The sequence below is a fragment of the Mucilaginibacter oryzae genome (assembly GCF_003148845.1).
Taxonomy (GTDB): domain Bacteria; phylum Bacteroidota; class Bacteroidia; order Sphingobacteriales; family Sphingobacteriaceae; genus Mucilaginibacter; species Mucilaginibacter oryzae.
This window is the reverse complement of the sequence record NZ_QGHA01000002.1, coordinates 882084-899728: the sequence shown is the minus strand read 5'-3', so window position 1 is coordinate 899728 and position 17645 is coordinate 882084. Positions and strand designations below refer to the sequence as shown.

Annotated in this window: 9 protein-coding genes; 3 read left to right on the top strand and 6 right to left on the bottom strand. The window is 44.3% G+C overall.

Going from position 1 to position 17645, the window contains the following annotated elements:
* Positions 1-132: 132 nt before the first annotated feature.
* Complete coding sequence (locus tag LX99_RS09080; protein WP_109607554.1) at positions 133-4434, bottom strand: hybrid sensor histidine kinase/response regulator; 4302 nt, start codon at positions 4432-4434, stop codon at positions 133-135.
* A 174-nt stretch (positions 4435-4608) separates the two neighbouring features.
* On the opposite strand from LX99_RS09080, the gene LX99_RS09075 reads away from it, so the two are divergent.
* Positions 4609-4821 (top strand): VF530 family protein, encoded by a 213-nt coding sequence (locus LX99_RS09075; RefSeq protein ID WP_109607553.1) that lies wholly within the window; start codon positions 4609-4611, stop codon positions 4819-4821.
* Between the two features lie 105 nt (positions 4822-4926).
* Here LX99_RS09075 and glgP read toward each other — a convergent pair whose 3' ends face one another.
* Positions 4927-6576 carry an alpha-glucan family phosphorylase gene (gene glgP / locus LX99_RS09070; RefSeq protein ID WP_109607552.1) on the bottom strand — a complete coding sequence of 550 codons (1650 nt, stop codon included), beginning with the start codon at positions 6574-6576 and terminating at the stop codon, positions 4927-4929.
* Positions 6577-6841: 265 nt separating this feature from the next.
* On the opposite strand from glgP, the gene LX99_RS09065 reads away from it, so the two are divergent.
* Both LX99_RS09065 and LX99_RS09060 read left to right on the top strand, forming a co-directional pair.
* A complete protein-coding gene (locus LX99_RS09065; protein WP_109607551.1) occupies positions 6842-7225 on the top strand; it encodes a hypothetical protein in 384 nt (127 codons plus the stop codon).
* Positions 7226-7342: 117 nt separating this feature from the next.
* Positions 7343-9838 carry a cation-translocating P-type ATPase gene (locus LX99_RS09060; RefSeq protein ID WP_109607550.1) on the top strand — a complete coding sequence of 832 codons (2496 nt, stop codon included), beginning with the start codon at positions 7343-7345 and terminating at the stop codon, positions 9836-9838.
* A gap of 104 nt (positions 9839-9942) precedes the next feature.
* Here the strand turns inward: LX99_RS09060 and LX99_RS09055 are convergent, their stop codons facing one another.
* From LX99_RS09055 to LX99_RS09040, 4 genes are all read right to left on the bottom strand, one after another.
* On the bottom strand, positions 9943-11448 hold the full coding sequence (locus LX99_RS09055) for an ATP-binding protein (RefSeq protein ID WP_022833541.1): 1506 nt from the start codon (positions 11446-11448) through the stop codon (positions 9943-9945).
* The gene (locus LX99_RS09050; RefSeq protein ID WP_109607549.1) at positions 11435-12595 is read right to left on the bottom strand and encodes an FIST signal transduction protein; all 1161 of its coding nucleotides are present in this window, start codon (positions 12593-12595) and stop codon (positions 11435-11437) included. The genes LX99_RS09055 and LX99_RS09050 overlap by 14 nt, the downstream gene beginning before the upstream one ends.
* Before the next feature lie 11 nt (positions 12596-12606).
* Positions 12607-16089, bottom strand: coding sequence for a PAS domain S-box protein (locus LX99_RS09045; protein ID WP_109607548.1), 3483 nt, complete (start codon positions 16087-16089; stop codon positions 12607-12609).
* Between the two features lie 182 nt (positions 16090-16271).
* Entirely contained in the window at positions 16272-17618 is a 1347-nt protein-coding gene (locus LX99_RS09040) for a sigma-54-dependent transcriptional regulator (RefSeq protein ID WP_109607547.1), read from the bottom strand.
* Positions 17619-17645: the final 27 nt, after the last annotated feature.

Below are 17645 nucleotides of genomic sequence, written 5' to 3'. Positions count from 1 at the left end.
AAGCCTCGCTTAAACGCAGCTAAATCAAATATCGAAGAATTGCATTAAAATGCAAACGGGGTTGGTAACTGTTACTGTAACAATTGTAGTGAGATACACCCTTTTAGCGCCAATTGGTATTGAACGGCAGGTTTACACATACTTGCCATTAGGCCTTTTCATCATTTTATATGCTGCCCTTAATACATTAATCAGCGCTTCGGTTTTCATGGGTTTGGCAACATAATCGTCCATACCCTCGGCAATGCAAAGGTCGCGGTCGTCAGGGCCTGCGTTGGCTGTCATGGCTATGATAAAAGGTTGCTTAAAGGCATATTGCCTGATGTGCCGGGTAGCTTCAAAACCGTCCATTTCAGGCATCTGCACGTCCATAAAAACAACATCAAAATTTGGGTCGGCTTTTAATTTTTCGAGCGCTTCGTAGCCGTTTTGAGCAAGCGTGAAGTGATAACCCAGTTTTTCGAGCATGCGGCTTATAAGTTTCTGATTTATCACATTGTCTTCGGCAACCAATATGTTCAAAGGGTGGGCACCGGCAAAACCGGCATCAAACAATTTATCTGTTTTATCGCCTGCTGATGGAGCAACTGCTTTGCCCTGAAACTCGGCCTGTATGCTTTTGCCTAACTGAGCCTGCTTTACAGGCTTGGTCAATATACTTGAAAAAAGGCCCGGATATTTACGTTTCGATCCATCGCCTATGGAGCTTAACATAATTACCGGCAAGGCAGAATACTTTTCTTTGATAGCCCTTGCAAGGCTTACCCCGTCCATTTCGGGCATTTCCATGTCGGTGATTACCAGGTTAAAGCTATCGGCTTCGGCGAGGATCTCCATGGCCTGCTTACCCGATGCTGCCACCGCTGTTTCAATTCCCCATTGCTCCAGTTGTGTTTGTAATATAAAACGGTTGGTTTTGTTATCGTCAACAATCAATACGCTTTTACCCGCCAGTTCGGCTGCATCAAATATGATCGGGGCTTTCGATGTTTTTTTACTGATCGTTGTTTTAATGGTAAATACAAATACAGATCCCTCACCAAAAAAGCTCTCCGCCCAAATTTCGCCACCCATAAGTTTCACCAGTCGCTCGCTGATCACCAGCCCCAGGCCTGTGCCGCCGTATTTCCGCGTGGTCGACGAATCTACCTGGGTAAAGGCATTAAAAAGCGTTGGAAGTTTATCTTCGGGGATGCCAATGCCGGTATCCATTACGCTAAAACCTATTTCAATTTCCCGGTCGTTAATGGTTTTCGACAAAAATACCTTGATAAAAACCTCGCCGTGCTCGGTAAATTTTACGGCGTTGCCGGTTAAGTTGGTAAGCACCTGTTTAAGCCGCAGGCTATCGCCGATAATTTGGCCCGGCAGGGCAGGATCAATCTGGTAAACCAGTTCCAGTTCGCGTTTGGCAGCGGTTTGCGAAAAAATGTCCATCACTTCTTCAATACAAAGGCGCAAATCAAAATCTTCCTGTTCCAGGTCCATCTTGCCCGATTCTATCTTCGAAAAATCAAGGATATCATTAATTACATTCACCAGGCTATCACCGCATGATATGATGGTATCGGTATAATCCCGTTGCTCGGGGTTAAGCTCGGTTTCGCCTAACAGGGAAGCCATGCCTATAACACCGTTCATCGGGGTCCTGATCTCATGGCTCATGGTGGCTAAAAATACGCTCTTGGCCTGGTTGGCTTTGTCGGCTTCTTCGCGGGCCTCACGTTCCTGTTCTCTTTGTAATTGCAATTCTTCCGACTGGGCCAGTAATTCTTCGTTAACAGCCTGCAACTCTTCCGATTGGCTTTGCAATTCGTTATTTAATTCCTTCAGGTTTTCAGATTGCACCCGCAGTTCTTCCGATTGCTGCATCACTTCGGCTGTGCGCTCAGCAACTTGTTCTTCAAGTATTCGCTTTTGCCTGATCAGCAGGTTTACCTTATAGCGGTAAGCTCCGTAAATAATGGCGGCTATCAATAAAACAGCGAGGCTGATAAACCACCAGGTAAGCCAGAAAGGCGGCAACACAGTTACCTGAAGGCTAACCTCGTTTTTTGACCATCTGCCTTCAGTATCCCGGCTTTTTACCCTGAAGGTATAGTCTCCGGGCGGGAGATTGGTATAGGTAGCCGAGTTTTTGTTGCCCACATAATTCCAGGCTTTATCAAACCCCTCCAGCATGTAGGCGTAAGATTCCCGGTTGCTCAGCGCGTAATCCATCGAAACATAATCGAAGGAGATTACCGATTGCGAATGCTTCAGGGTGATTGATTTTGCTTCGGAAATGTCTTCTTTTAGCGGCGATGGGTCATTGCTGTTTTGCGCTACCCGGATGGATTTATTAAAGATCTGAAAATCAGTTAATACCAGGGTCGGGTTATAAATATTATCCGCGATGTTATCCGGACGGAACATATTAAAGCCGTTAACGCCGCCGAAATAAAGCGTGCCATCGTGGCTTCGCATGGCCGAATGCGGTTTATACTCGTCGGCCTGCAGCCCGTCTTCGATATTGAAATTTCTGAATTTATTGGTCTGAGGGTTATAACGGGAAAGCCCTTTGTTGGTGCTGATCCACACATTACCTTTATTATCTTCCCTGGCCGCGTAGGTGTAATTGGCCGGGAGACCATCCGCCATCGTGAAATTAGTGACCTTACCTGTAGCCGGATTTAAACGGTAAAGGCCACTGTAAGTACAAATCCATATGTTGCCCAGGTGATCTTCAAACAAATCAAGGGCGGTATTATTGTATAAGGCGCTGTTCAGCTTTTTGCTTTGTACCGGTTCAAACCCGTTAGTCAGGCTATCGTACAAACTAACGCCGCCATAGTTGGTACCTACCCAAAGGTTCCCCTTCGAATCGGTAAGCAGCGAATTGATATTGTCGCTGCCGATACTCCTGGGATTGTTCGCATCGTGCCGGTAATGGGTAAACTTATTGGTTTTAGGATCAAAACGGTCAAGTCCGGCACCTATGGTGCCGAACCACATCTTTCCATCCTTTGTTTTTTCAATGGCGTAAATGTTATTCCCACCTATGCTGTTGGTATCCTTATCATGATGACGGTATGATTTGAACGAGTTGTTTTGCGGGTTCATCACACTCACCCCATCGCCCCAGGTGCCTACCCAAAGGTTGTTTTTGGCATCCTCATTTATAGCCAGTACATAATTGCCGCAAACGGTGTTTTTATCGTTATCGCTGTGTTTATAGGCTTTAAAATTTCCTGTTTCCTGGTCAAAATAATTAAGTCCGCCGCCATCGGTACCCAGCCAGACCCTGTTTTTCCGGTCCTCGTAAATGCTCAGTACAAAATTGTTCGAGAGGCTTGTTTTGGAAGCGTTATGCTTGTAATGGATAAAATTTTCGCGTGTTTTTTTATAAAAATTCAAGCCCGATGCAAAAGCGCCAATCCAGATATTGCCACTCCTGTCGCGCAGGATAACATCTACCGAGTTGTTGGCGATACTGCTGTTATCTACATCATCCTGAAGGTGGTTGTTAAAGTTATTGGTTGCATAATTAAAAATGCTCAGGCCGCCGTTTTCGGTACCTATCCAAAGGTTGCCGCCGCTATCTTCGGTAAGGCACTGCACACTGTTGTACGACAATGAATTACTGTTATGCGGATCATTTTTAAAATGGGTGAAATTTTTTGTTCCCGCGTTGTACAGATTAATCCCGCCATCGCTTACACCTACCCAAAGGCGGCGCCTGCTATCCTCAAAAATAGCGTTGATTTTGTTTGATGAGAGCGATGAAGGATCGCCCGTAACCTGCGTAAACCGGGTGAAATTGTTGGTTTGCCGGTTATACAGGTTAAGGCCACCATAAGTGGTGCCTATCCACAAATTATTTGCCCTGTCAACATAAACAACGCGCGTATTATTGTCGCTCAGGCTATTGCTATCGGCTGGGTTATATTTATAATGGCTGAATTTATTTTTGCCGATATCAAACCGGTCCAACCCTTCCTTCTGATTGCAGATCCACAGGCTGCCCGTTTTATCGAAGGCTATTTTAACCAGCATATCGCTGCTGATGGAATTGGTGCTTTTTGTATTATGACGATAGTGGTAAAAGCGATCTTTGTTGCGATTATACATATTCAAACCGCCGCCGCTGGTCGAGATCCAGAGATTGCCCTTTGCATCTTCAACAATATCCTGCACAATACTGTTGCTAAGGCTGGTGGTATCGCCGTTTATATTTTTAAATACCTTAAATTTATTGCCATCGTAACGGTTAAGCCCATCGCGGGTTCCCACCCATATAAATCCCCGGCTATCCTGGAAAATAGCGTTGATATTTAGTTCAGAAAGACCTTCGTTACTACCTATATGCTGAAAATGGAGCGGACGGTTTTGCGGAAATGCGCATAGTGTAATAGCCTGCAACAGCAAAACAAGGTAACACTTAAAGCTATTCATTAAAATATTATTGGGCAATTTGAAGCAGCGGTTTAAAGGGCGCCTTGCAGCTTTAAATTTAATAAAATTTATTATTTATTAAACGTCAGTCCATAAGCGCTTAGCTGTTTAAACGGAATGTTAACAAATTAGGTTATACTATTTTACCGAAACAAAGATTTACTTTTGTGCGATATGCAACAACAGCCCAATAATCCGCTCCACGGAAAAACACTTGAAGCTATAATAACCGAGCTGGTGGCTCATTATGGATGGAAAGAGCTTGGCACACGTATCCGCATTAATTGCTTTAACGATAACCCGAGCATTAAATCGAGCCTGAAATTTTTAAGGAAAACGGATTGGGCCCGTAAAAAGGTTGAAGAATTATACCTGAACCGCGATTAACTGATTGGATGATCAATTCAGGATTTAATTATTGCCCGGTAAAAAAGCCGGGCAATAAATGTTGCATATCAACGGGGTACAAAATATGTTTGTTTCCGGTACTCATTAACGGTACATTTTTAAATAATATTCGTCGGCCATCCTGGCCGAATCGAAGGCCGGGGCCACGTCATTTGCCGCCTGCTTCATAACAGAGAGCCATTGATCCTGGTTATGATAATACATAGGCAGTACCACGTTTTCCAACGTATCCATAAGGTTCCTGTTCTCTGTAAAATCCTTTTCGTCTTCAGATTCAGTACCCGGAGCAGGCTTAATCAGGAAGCAATTATTCCCGTCCTTCGCAAATTCAGGAACCCAACCATCTGGCATTGAAATGTTTATGCTTCCGTTCATGGCTGCCGTCATGCCGCTGGTGCCCGATGCCTCATGATAAAGCCTCGGGTTGTTAAGCCATACATCCGATCCTTTTTTTAACGTAGCTGATAGTGTAAGCTCGTAACCGGTCAATACCGCGCAGCGTTTAAACAGCCTGGTTTTAACAATGATCTGGTTAAACTCATTTATAGAGTCTTCGTCTTCGGGATAAGGTTTACCTGCCCAGATTAACTGTACCGGTAAATCACTTCGTTCTATCAAACGGGTAAAACGCTCCCAGTCCTTCATGATCAGGTCGGCCCGTTTGTAGCCCGCGAAACGCCGCGCCCAAACAATGGTTAATATGTTTTCGTCAAAAAGCTTACCGCACTGGTCGGCAACCACTTTGAACAAGTTCCTTTTCATTCGTTTTTTCCAGGCGATCATGCGGTCGTCAGCATTACCGGCAAACGCTTCGTTAAGTTCCTGCTCGCCCCAATAAGCTTTGTTTTGCGCGTTGGTGATCGAGGTGATTTCGCATACACCCTGGTTTCCACCCCACATTTGCCGGGCAACCTCACCATGGAGTTTTGAAACACCATTCGCTTTTCCTGCAAATTTGAGTGCCGCGAGGGTATAATTAAACCGGTCGCCTTCTATGCCGGGCATTAGCTTCGCCTCAGCATCCGGTAGGTGATAAAAGAACGACATCTCTTTTAACAGCTTGTAGCTGTGCGATTCGTTACCGGCTATTTCGGGGGTATGGGTTGTAAAAACTACGCGCTTTTTTATTTCGGCAAGGTTTTTAAATTTATCAAACAGGTAAAAATTAAGCGCTACCGAATGCCCCTCGTTCATATGATAGATCTCCGGTTCCAATCCCAAAAGGTCGAGCAAAGTTGCACCACCAATACCCAATACAATGCTTTGCGCGATGCGTGTGGCTTCATTAGGGTCGTACAGGCAATGGGTTATTGACCGCGAAAGCTCATCGTTTTCGCTGATATCAGTACTCAGCAGGAATAACGGGGCCGTTCCGAATGTTGCAGGCGGCAGCAAATATGCCTTTACATGCACAGGGGCATCATGAACGGTTACCTGGAAAACGATGCCTGAATCTTTTAAAAACGCGTATTCTTTACGTATAAACGCTGCTTTCATCAGGCCTTCGCTATCCCTTAACTGGTCATAATAACCATATGTCCACAAAATGCCAATCCCGATCAGATTTTGCTTCAACTCATAGGCGCTACGCAAGTGCGAACCCGATAAAAAACCGAGCCCGCCGCTGTAAATCTTCAGCGCCTGGTCAATAGCAAATTCCATCGAAAAGTAGGCTACGCTGGTTTGGTATTTTTCATCGGGCGTATACCCGAAAATTTCATTCCTGGTTATCATAAATAGTTTGTTTAATAAATTATTTGCGGCACGGCCTTTATACTTACCCCGCCTTTAGTTCCTTGCTAAATATGGCCATTGCCAAGTTTAACAATGCCGCAAATTTAGGTTGCAGCTTTGGCCGCGAAATGACAATACCGCTGTAAAAAAATTGATGATGATCATTTATGCCGTTAAACGTTGATTTAACCCTGCATGACGAAGATCACACTTGCAATTGTCGGCCGTCATTCCGCTCATGCAGCGTACACTGCAGCTTTGTACCATGAAAAATCATATCAATATCAAATACGTTAAAAACCTCAATAATGATGCTTTGAGGGCCGTTGAGTTTTATATACAAGAACTTAACATTTTACAGGAGCGGCTACAGGAAGTAGCGACAGATAACACAGCGCGTGAAGTGCAGGAAAAAGTTGAGCATTTTCAAAATCAATTCAGCATCCACCACGAATATCTGAACAAGCTGAAGGAGGATATTCAAGCAAACGACCAGGAAATAGAGGCCGAATTATTGATTACCGGCAATGTGATTTCTGAAAACGTTGCCGCCGGGCACGGCCGCCTACACGAAAACTATATTACCGAAGAAAAGATTTTTAACGATCTGCGGCACGAATTTTACCGTTTCGCCGCGGAATGGATGTAATTTTATACTATATTGTATAACTCTTTTAATACGTGTTATTTAGATTTTGTTAAAATGAGCGAGGTAACTAAGCAGGCTTAAAGTACAGGGTTCTTTTTTAATCGATGCAAGTAACCAATGACTGAAAATAATTTCGATATCCGGGGTTTGAGCCAGGCGGAGGTTATTGCCGCGAGGGAACGGTACGGCCTTAATCGTTTTTCGGTTAAAAAGCGGTCAGATTTCCTGACTATGTTAAAAGACCTGGCCGGAGAGCCGATGGTTATTTTACTGTTAGTTACCGCCGTTATATATTTAATAAGGGGACAAAATGGCGACGCCTTGTTTTTAGCGCTGGCGGTATTTTTAGTAGCCGGAATTTCTGTTTTTCAGAACGCCAGAAGCAAGGCTGCCTTGGATAAGTTGAAAGACTTTACACAGCCCAAGTGCAGGGTGATCAGGGAGGGCGTTGTGGTTGATATCAATAGCGACGACCTGGTTGTGGGGGATAGCCTGATGGTGGAAGAGGGGATGTCTGTAGCTGCTGATGGAAAGATAGTGCGCTCCAACGACTTTTCTGTTAACGAGAGCGTGCTGACAGGCGAGTCGCTACCCGTATTTAAAGATCCTTTGAGTGAAAACCCGGCTGTATTTCAGGGTACAACAGTGGCGAGCGGGCTTGCGGTTGTTGTAGTTTCTGCTATCGGCAACCAAACCCGCCTTGCTGAAATTGGCAGGGGGCTGGAAGCCATAGTAACAGAAAAAACACCTCTTGAGTTACAGATCAACAAATTTGTAAAAAAGATGGTTGTTGCTGGTGTAATTGTGTTTGTGGTTGTTTGGGGCATCAACTATTTCCGTTTTGCCGATTGGCTGGGCAGCCTTACCAAGGCGTTAACGCTGGCCATGAGCATTTTGCCCGAAGAGATCCCCGTAGCTTTTACAACCTTTATGGCTTTGGGGGCCTGGCGGCTGATGCAGCTGGGGGTTGTAGTAAAACAAATTAAAACAGTTGAAACGCTGGGCAGCGCCTCGGTAATATGTACTGATAAAACGGGTACGTTGACCGAGAACCGGATGAAGCTTGCCAGGTTGTATGTATTTGCTTCCGGGCAGTTTTTTAATGCAGACCAACCGGTGGATGAAGATGCAAAACAACTGGTGGAACTGGCCATGTGGGCAAGCGAACCCATTCCTTTCGACCCTATGGAGGTTGCTTTACATGAAACCTATAAAAAGAGTTGCAGTACCGATGAACGCCCGCGATACCACATGGTTCACGAATACCCATTAGGTGGCAAGCCGCCAATGATGACACACGTGTTTGAAAACAACAGCGGCTCAAGGATCATCGCGGCAAAGGGCGCCCCTGAGGCATTGCAGGCAGTATCCGGTTTGAGCGTTGAAGATAGTAAGATTGTTGAAAGCGCTGTCAGGGAATTATCTGCAGAAGGTTTCCGGGTATTAGGTGTAGGAAAGGGGCTTGTTGAGGGGGACGGGTTTCCTGCAACACAGCAGGAAATCCGGTTTAGTTTCGCGGGCCTTGTGGCGTTTTACGATCCGCCCAAAAAGAACATCAGGCAGGTACTGGAAGCTTTTTACAACGCGGGGATCAAAGTGAAGATCCTAACCGGTGATAATCCCTTCACTACACGGGCAATTGCAAAAGAAATAGGCTTTCGTAACGGCGATGAAACGCTATCCGGCGATGAACTGCTGTCCCTGCCCGGAAACGAGATCAGGGAAAAAGTAGAGCGCGTGAATATTTTCAGCCGGATGTTTCCCGATGCCAAGCTTAAGATTGTTAATTCGTTAAAAGCCGCAGGTGAAATTGTTGCAATGACCGGGGATGGGGTTAATGACGGGCCTGCCTTAAAGGCGGCGCATATCGGGATAGCCATGGGTGCCAATGGAACAGAAATAGCCAAAGATGCCGCTTCGTTGGTGCTGGTAGAGGATGACCTGTCAAAGATGGTTGACGCCATAGCCGTGGGGCGGCGTATTTACACCAACCTTAAAAAGGCTATACAGTACATTATTTCTATCCATATACCTATTATTCTCACCGTTTTTATACCGTTGGCATTAGGATGGGTTTACCCTAATATTTTCTCGCCGGTTCACATTATATTTCTGGAGCTGATCATGGGGCCCACATGTTCTGTAGTTTACGAAAATGAACCTATAGAAAAGAATACGATGCTGAGGCCGCCGAGGCCACTGGCCGCTACCTTTTTCAATTGGAGCGAGTTGATGACCAGTATCATACAGGGTTTAGTAATTACCGCGGGAACCTTGTTGATATACCAATATGCGGTAAATAAAGGTTTTAACGAGCAGTTAACCCGCGCCATGGTTTTTAGCTGCCTCCTCTCGGCCAATATCATGCTTACCCTCGTGAACCGGTCGTTTTACTATTCGCTTTGGGTTACCCTTAAGTATAAAAACCGGCTGATGTTCCCGATGCTTGCTTTTACCCTGTTGCTGGGATTAGCCTTACTTTATATAGGGCCTTTGGCAAAGTTTTTTGAATTTGAATCGCCCACCGCATCACAGATAATGATAAGCGTAGGGGCGGGGGCTTTATCTGCCGGGTGGTTTGAAGCCTTTAAATGGGTAAAAAGAAAAAAATAGAAATACCGCTGAACCGGGTGAGACCGCTTGGGGGGCCAACCTGGAAATCCGTTGTTGGGTTTCTATGGAGGCTGCAACCTATGGCAGTTTAGTGCTGTTTGCTTTTAAGCGTACAGGTGTTTTTTTAGTTTCACTATCAAATCGTCGGGGTTAAACGGTTTAACTATGCAATCCAGCATGCCGGCCTCTATTACCTTTTCGAGCACATCGCTTGTAGCGGAAGCGGTAAGGGCAATCATGGGCGTTTCTTTGTTAAATGTTCGTATTTTTTTTGCGGCGGTGTAACCGTCCATTACCGGCATCTGCAAATCCATTAACACCAGATCGTAGGTTGCTTTTTGCACCATCGCCACCGCTATTTCGCCGTTATCTGCTATGTCAACGCTGGCATCCCAGCCTTCCAATAACTGCGTAGCATACAGCACATTAAACAATGTGTCTTCAACCAGCAACAACCGTTTGTTTTTCAAGGTAAAATCCGCTATGTCGTTTTGTAGTTCATTAACGGCTTGGTCGTTAACTATCGGCAAATCTAAAACAAAGTGAAATCTGGAGCCTTTCCCCGGTTCTGATTCTACATGAATATCGCTCCCGTAAAGCTTCAAAATACGGCGCGTTATAGCTAAACCTAAACCTGTGCCGCCGTATTGCCTGGTAATAGAGGTTGATCCCTGCATGAAAGGGATAAAAATATTTTCGAGGTTTTCTTTTGCGATGCCTATCCCGGTATCGTGTACCGAAAAGTGCAGAGAAGCATGGTCGCTCTTTAGCTTTTGAAGGTCAACACGTACAGAAACGAAACCTCTTTGCGTAAACTTTACGGCATTTGATATCAGGTTGTTTAAAACCTGTCCAAGCCTTAAAGAATCGGCCAGGAAATAATCAGGCAGCCTGTCGTCTAAAACCAGCGACATCCGGTTTTCACGTTCGTTGGCGGCATTCGTATTGGCGGTTACAATATCCCTGACCAGTTTTTTTATATTGAAAGGAGCATTGTCAAGGTGCAGTTTGTTAGCTTCTATTTTGTTGAAATCAAGAATGTCATTAATCAGCACCAACAGGTTATCTGATGATGTTTTTAATGTCCGCAGGTTATCTTCCTGGTCGGGGCGTGGGTTGTTTTTTAGCAAAAGGTGGCCCATCCCGATTACGGCGTTCAGCGGGGTACGGATTTCATGGCTTATGATAGAAAGAAAATCAGATTTAGCGATGTTGGCTTTTTCGGCTTCTTCCTTCGCGAAAATCAGTTCAGATTCAACTTCCTTCCGGCGGCGTATTTCGTCATTTAACAGGTCAACAATCTCAAGCAGGTCGCCATATTCGCCGTCTACAGCGTTAGTGTTATCAAACTTGATGTTATTGAGGGTTTCTTTTAGTTTTTTAACCGATAGCTTGCGGTACTCGATCTCTTCATGAAGCTTTTGATTGATGTCGGCAAATTCCTGCTGGCTAACGGTAAAGGCATGGTCTGATAATTCCTTATCCCTGTCGAAAGCGATATACGACTGGTTTACGGCGTCAATAAACCCGGCAAAAGATACGCCCGACGAAAAATTATCATCGTCATAATATTTTTTTAATTGCCTGGCTAAAAGTTTATGATAAGACATCCTGATCAGTTTCTTCAGTAAAGGTAGTTATTGTCATGGTTTGATTTTGTAACGCACAAGGGTTATTTTCAGTTACAGGTGATATTTCACCGTACGAATAAAAGCCGGTTAAAATAGTTTCGTTACCAAAAATTTCCTTTACCGCTTCCGTTTCCTCATCTATACGGCTGCCTAATATAAGCTTTCGGCCCACGCAGCTTATCAACAAGGCCAGTTTAGGTTTTTTGCCCGTGAATTTTACAAGCGATTTATTGGCCGCGGACGTAGCCGCGTCGATTATTTTATCAAAATTGGCCTTCATAAATCTCACATATGCACCTTCGGGTATATCGCCTGCAAAGATCATGCTTTGCTCATCATTATCTATCGACAAAATTGTACGTACCACCGAATCGCAATTGTCGTCTGATCGTACGTAAAGCGGAAACAATAACGCAGAGCGAGGCAGTTCATCCGCGTACCGGCCAAGATATTGTTTATAAAGTTCGAGCGCGCTTTTATGGTCAATTTCAAACAGCCGGTTTGATACCGACCGGGTAACCCGCTTTTCGGGGCCAAATATATCCCAGCCACCCATCGAGCCGTGACCGACTTGTAAATTACTTCCGTAAAAACCTATCGCGGCTATGGCTCCGTGTTGCGGAGGGCCATTGCAACCTACTATGGTGCTGATAAACTTATCGCCATCGCCGGCCAGGCCGCCTGTAATAGGTATTTTTCTATTGTTTTCCTGTTCAAGCCCCCTCACCAGTTCGCTCCCGTTAACCAGGCTCCCATCTGATATGATGAGCATATAACATAACCCGTTCATGTTTAGGCTGCCAAACAGGGCCCGGCCTGCTTCATAGCTATTGGAATGGTCCGCTATGTTTATACTCACCGTTTTTGTGGCGGTTTGCTCAAACAGGATTATGCATACCGACACGGTTTCATCTAAAACGGTATCATCATATATTTCGCCGGCTGTTGAGCAAAGTACAATATCGCTATTAAAGAAACGGGCCGATAGTTGCCCATAAATATCATCTGCCATTAAAACCTGCTTGTCGCCAAAAGCAAGAATAAGTGCCTTCGCATCACGCGGAATCCGTTCGCCGCTTTCTAAAATGAACCGGCCGTCGCTGTATAACATTTGTGCTACTTTCATGATACGCGTTGTTAAGCAGGGTATTCGTTTTTTATTTTTTCAATTACTTTCTCAACGGTGGTTTGCAGTAACTGTATGTTTTGTGCTAAAATGGTTGTGTCGGTTTCATTGGGATCGCAGTTTTCTATATCCCTGATGGTTTGCTTAATGGAGTTTATTTTTAAGTTATCAATGCTCGGCTTCATTTTATGTGCCATAAGCCGTATAACCTCCCAATCGTCATTATTATAAGCCGTTTGCATATCGCTTATCATCATGGGGGTTTGTTCACAAAATATGTTCACCATTTTTTGCACAAACGCTTCATTGTTTTTACTGATTGTTTTAAGCAATGAAAGATCATACATCGGGCTGTCGTTGCTCATGTCGGTATCTGTTTTAGGGCTTATGGACGAATTGGGCCGGAGCCAAAGATCAAGGACCTTTAAAAATTCGGCCTCATTTATCGGCTTCGTAATATAATCATTCATCCCGGCAGCCAGGCATTTTTCCCGTTCTCCTTTTATCGCCTCGGCTGTAAGTGCTATAATTGGGCTGTTATTTCCGGTTTCCCTGATTATTTTGGTGGTTTCCAGTCCGTTTATTCCCGGCATCTGGATATCCATCAGTATAGCGTCGAAACTTTGTTTCTTAAGAAGTTCAAGCGCGTTCACCCCGCTTATCGACTCGGTAACCATCGCCCCATAGTTTTGCAGTATCACCAGGGCTACAAGGCGGTTTAGCTCGTTATCGTCTGTTACCAGGATATTTTTGCCCCGCAAAAATTCCACATTACGATATTTTTCCGCTTTGTCAGGTAAATCGGCGGTCTTGCCTTTTTTAAATTCGATGGTGAGCGTTATGGTAGTACCCACATGTTTTGTACTTTCGGCAAAAATACTGCCGCCCATCAACTCAACAAGGTCCTTGCAGATACTCATGCCTAAACCGGTACCTCCATACTTCCTGCTTACCGATCTTGTTTCCTGGCTGTATTTATCAAAAAGGTGTTTTAAAAATTTCTCGTCCATACCTATACCTGTATCTTTAACTTCTATTTGCAAAAGCTGTGAATCACGGGTATCGCTGATTAGTTTAAATGTTAAATCAATTGTGCCCATTTCTGTGAATTTTACCGAATTATTGACCAGATTTAGCAGGATCTGATTTAAGCGATAAGGATCGCCGACGAGGATAGGCGATATATTTTTATCAAAATAGGAATTTGTAAGCCTCAACCCTTTTTCTTCGGCCTTATGCGATAGTACCTGTATAACCCTCGCTGCCGACTTTCGGGGCTCAAAACCAATATTTTCGATATTCAGTTTTCCGGCCTCAATTTTTGACAGGTCGAGAATATCATTAATAATGATCAATAAACTCTCCGAAGCATTGTTAATAACATCAAGGTAAAATTGCTGTTGTGGTACCAGCTCCGTTTTTGAAAGCTGGTTGCTCATCCCCATAATGGCATTCATGGGCGTGCGGATCTCGTGGCTCATATTAGCCAAAAATACCTCCTGTACGCGCGCCATGTGTTCGGCATGCTTTTTAGCTTCTATCAGCTCTGTTTCCTGGTTTTTTTGATCAGTAATATCCAAATGGATACCGATTGATCCCACTACCTCGCCTTTATTGTTATAACGGGGGGCACCGCTTATCAGCCACCATTTTTCCTTGCCATGTTTATCATATACCCTTGCCTCATACGCGTCGGAAACACCTTGTCTGCGAAGATTATTTTTCTCTAAAAAGAAATCTTTTAATTTTTCGCCCGCCAATAATGATATGGCATTTTTACCCAACAGTTCATTTAACGTGTAGCCGCTCATGGCGCAAAAGCTGTTGTTGGCAAATGTGATGTATTCATTATTATCAACTTCGGCCAAACCAAGGTTCATGTTGGCAATAATGCCGCGGTATTTTTCCTCTTCATTTTTCAGGGTTTCTTCAATGGTTTTACGTTCGGTAATATCATTCATAAAACCCGTAAAAACCTTTGCCCCGTTGGCGTCTATGTACGAAAACGAAGAATATACAGAGTGCCACCTGGGTGGCTGACCGGGTATCAACAAAACCGACTCATCATAAAAAGGCTCAAGCGTGTTTTTGCAATGCTCATTTTTTTTGATAATCCTGTCGCGGTCTTCCGGATGAATATAGTTGAGGTAATTTGAAAAATCGTCGGGTTTTATTCCAAATATCCGTTCAATTGCCGGGCTGATATAGCGGAGCCCTTCAGTGCCATCAGGCCTGAATTCGTATTCATATATCACGCCGGGTATGTTTTCAGACAGGGCTTTAAACTGTAAGGCACGGTTTTCAAGTTCCATTTCGGTTTGTTTAATTTTCGAAATGTCGGTATGCGTACCCGTTATCCGCAGGGGCGTATTGCAACTGTTGTACTCAATTACTACGCCACGGTCCAGTATCCACCTCGTGGCTCCGTTGCTGTCAATAATCTTGTATTCGAGGTTGTGCGAGTCTATCTCGCCTCTTTTGTATTTAAGATAGGTTGCTTTAAGTAACTGCTGATCTGCCGGATCGGCAAGTTCCCACCAAAACGAGTTCTGGTCGGTTTTAGAATGCTTTCTGTAGCTTAACTGATGTTCCGAATTTGAAAAGATCGTTTCGCTTGTTGCTAAATTGTGCTCCCAGACATTGTCTCCAATTTTTTCAAGGGCGAGCCTGAAACGGGCTTCCGATTGTTTGACACGTTCTGAAGCCCTTTTTTCATTGGTGACATCCTCTTCCAACGCGAAAAAGCCGGTCAACTCCCCATTAGAGTTAAGTATGGGCTGCCCCTGGATGCGCACCCAGTATTCTCTGCCGGATTTTGCGTAATTTATAATTTCGGCGGCAAAAGGCAGCCCTTGTTTTACCTGGTTACTCAGGTAATCACTGGTTTGCTTATCACTTTGAGGGCCCTGGAGCAAATGTCCCGGTTTTTTATTTAAAACCTCTGCAAGGGTGTAGCCGGTTATTTTGGTAAAGCTTTTATTAACCCAGGTAATATGGCCATGCTTATCTGTAAAGATAACGGCGTTGATGTTCTCTTCGGCTATTTTCGATAGTACTTCAAGTTTTTCTTCCCGCGCCTTTTCCGCGCTGATATCTTCAACAACTGCGAAGTATTTCAGGGCTTTGCTTTCGCCCCAGGTATATGATCGCCCCTTTACCCGGGCCCAAAACCACGTACCATCTTTTCGGTAATGGATCAGTTGTTCGTTAAATGATGTACTGCTGCCGATAGCCTGTTTGATGTGTACTATCGTTTCGGGCCGCGTAAGCGGCCCCGTGCAAAAATCAAGCGTATATTTTCCTATAATTTCCCGGGCCTCATAGCCCATCATTTTACAAAAGCTATCATTTACCCAGTAAATTTTACCGGTATCATCATTAAGCACAACACCGTTTTCGTTTGCTGCGGCAACAATGGCAAGTTGTTGCAATTCATCCTCGTTAAAACCTCCGGGCGAGGAAAGAGGGGAGAGAAAGGTACTTATGTGCTCCATTTGTTAACAGCTGTTTAAACCGCTGCGCCCACGGCAACCGATGCGATAAGCGCTTTTGTCCTATTTGCAGTAAAAGCGTACCAAATGAATATTTATGTGTTAAGTAACTGGTAGTTAATTTATTAATCGTGGTTTGGTTTAGCTTGTTTTCCGGATTTTGGAATTTAATCCGGATAGTGGAATTATTTTAATTCGCCGTCCTGTATCATTTTATAAATGGTGCTTTTGCCTATATCAAGCGCCCGGGCAGTAGCTACAACGTCATCGTTATTTTTCTTCAGGTACATTTTAATGATTTCAATAGTATATTCCCGGAGTGTTTTTTGACCGGATAAAAAAGGTGCATCCTTGCCTGTAGAATTAAACATGATATCGCCCGCCTTAATTTCGTTGTTATTGCACATTACCGCGGCCAGGTCTATAATGGCTTTAAGTTCACGCACATTGCCCGGGAAGCGGTAATTTAAAAGTTTGCTTTTGGCATCTGAACTTAAGGTGATAGTTCCCAGTTTGTTTTGTTTGGCAAAGTCGTCGGCAAAATAGCGGGCAAGAATCAGGATATCGTTTCCACGGTCTCTGAGCGGCGGTAAATCGATAGGGAGGCCTATGATCCGGTAATAAAGATCTTCCCTGAAATTGCCTTTTTTAACCTCCTCGGCAAGGTTTTTATGGGTGGCCACCATCACCCTGATATCCAATTTTATTTTCTCGTTACCGCCTATGCGTACCACTTCCCGTTCCTGCAGCACACGCAAAATTTTACTTTGAACGCTTAGTTCCAGTTCGGCTATTTCATCTAAAAAAATGGTGCCGCCGTTGGCTTCTTCAAATTTGCCGACTTTACGGGCCACAGCGCCGGTAAACGCGCCTTTTTCGTACCCAAAAAGTTCGCTTTCAATCAATTCACGCGGTATGGCAGCCATGTTTACCGGTACAAAAGCTTTCCTTTTCCTGTCGCTGGCGTAATGTATACTTTTTGCCACCACCTCTTTACCTGTTCCCGTCTCACCGGTTATGGAAACATTGATATTGGTTTTCGATGCTTTTTCCATCATCGAGAAGATCTGCTTCAGCGAGTCGCTTTGGCCGAGAATGGTTTTCTCAAACGAAAATTTTTGGCCCAGTTCTTCCCTCAGCGTTTCCACTTCTTTTTTAAGGCTTTGGTTTTCGCGGATCCTCACAATACTGTTCCATAAAAGATCCTTAGTCGAGTCGTCCTTTACAATATAATCGGTAACGCCCATTTTGAGCAGGTTTACTGCCACGGCTATCTTTTCCTGCGAACTGATGATGATAATGGGTACGGTTGAATTTATCTCCCTTATTTTTTGAAATAACTTATCGCCCAGCATGTCCGGCAGCGAAAAATCGAGCGTGATCAGATCGGGCTGCTGGTACAGGTTATTTAAAAGCTCTTTGGCGGTTTCAAATCGGGTTACTTTATAGTCTGGATTTAAACTGATATGGTATTGAAGAATTTCACCGTACCAACGGTCGTCCTCAACTATAAAAATATGGTAAGCGCTCATGTAATTAGGTTATACGGTTTTTAATAC

Excerpts from the sequence above, each read along its gene's own strand:
- LX99_RS09075 (WP_109607553.1), top strand. The coding sequence starts at position 4,609 with ATGCAACAACAGCCCAATAATCCGCTCCACGGAAAAACACTTGAAGCT.
- LX99_RS09040 (WP_109607547.1), bottom strand. The coding sequence starts at position 17,618 with ATGAGCGCTTACCATATTTTTATAGTTGAGGACGACCGTTGGTACGGT.
- LX99_RS09080 (WP_109607554.1), bottom strand. The coding sequence starts at position 4,434 with ATGAATAGCTTTAAGTGTTACCTTGTTTTGCTGTTGCAGGCTATTACA.
- LX99_RS09045 (WP_109607548.1), bottom strand. The coding sequence starts at position 16,089 with ATGGAGCACATAAGTACCTTTCTCTCCCCTCTTTCCTCGCCCGGAGGT.
- LX99_RS09050 (WP_109607549.1), bottom strand. The coding sequence starts at position 12,595 with ATGAAAGTAGCACAAATGTTATACAGCGACGGCCGGTTCATTTTAGAA.
- LX99_RS09060 (WP_109607550.1), top strand. The coding sequence starts at position 7,343 with ATGACTGAAAATAATTTCGATATCCGGGGTTTGAGCCAGGCGGAGGTT.
- LX99_RS09065 (WP_109607551.1), top strand. The coding sequence starts at position 6,842 with ATGAAAAATCATATCAATATCAAATACGTTAAAAACCTCAATAATGAT.
- glgP (WP_109607552.1), bottom strand. The coding sequence starts at position 6,576 with ATGATAACCAGGAATGAAATTTTCGGGTATACGCCCGATGAAAAATAC.
- LX99_RS09055 (WP_022833541.1), bottom strand. The coding sequence starts at position 11,448 with ATGTCTTATCATAAACTTTTAGCCAGGCAATTAAAAAAATATTATGAC.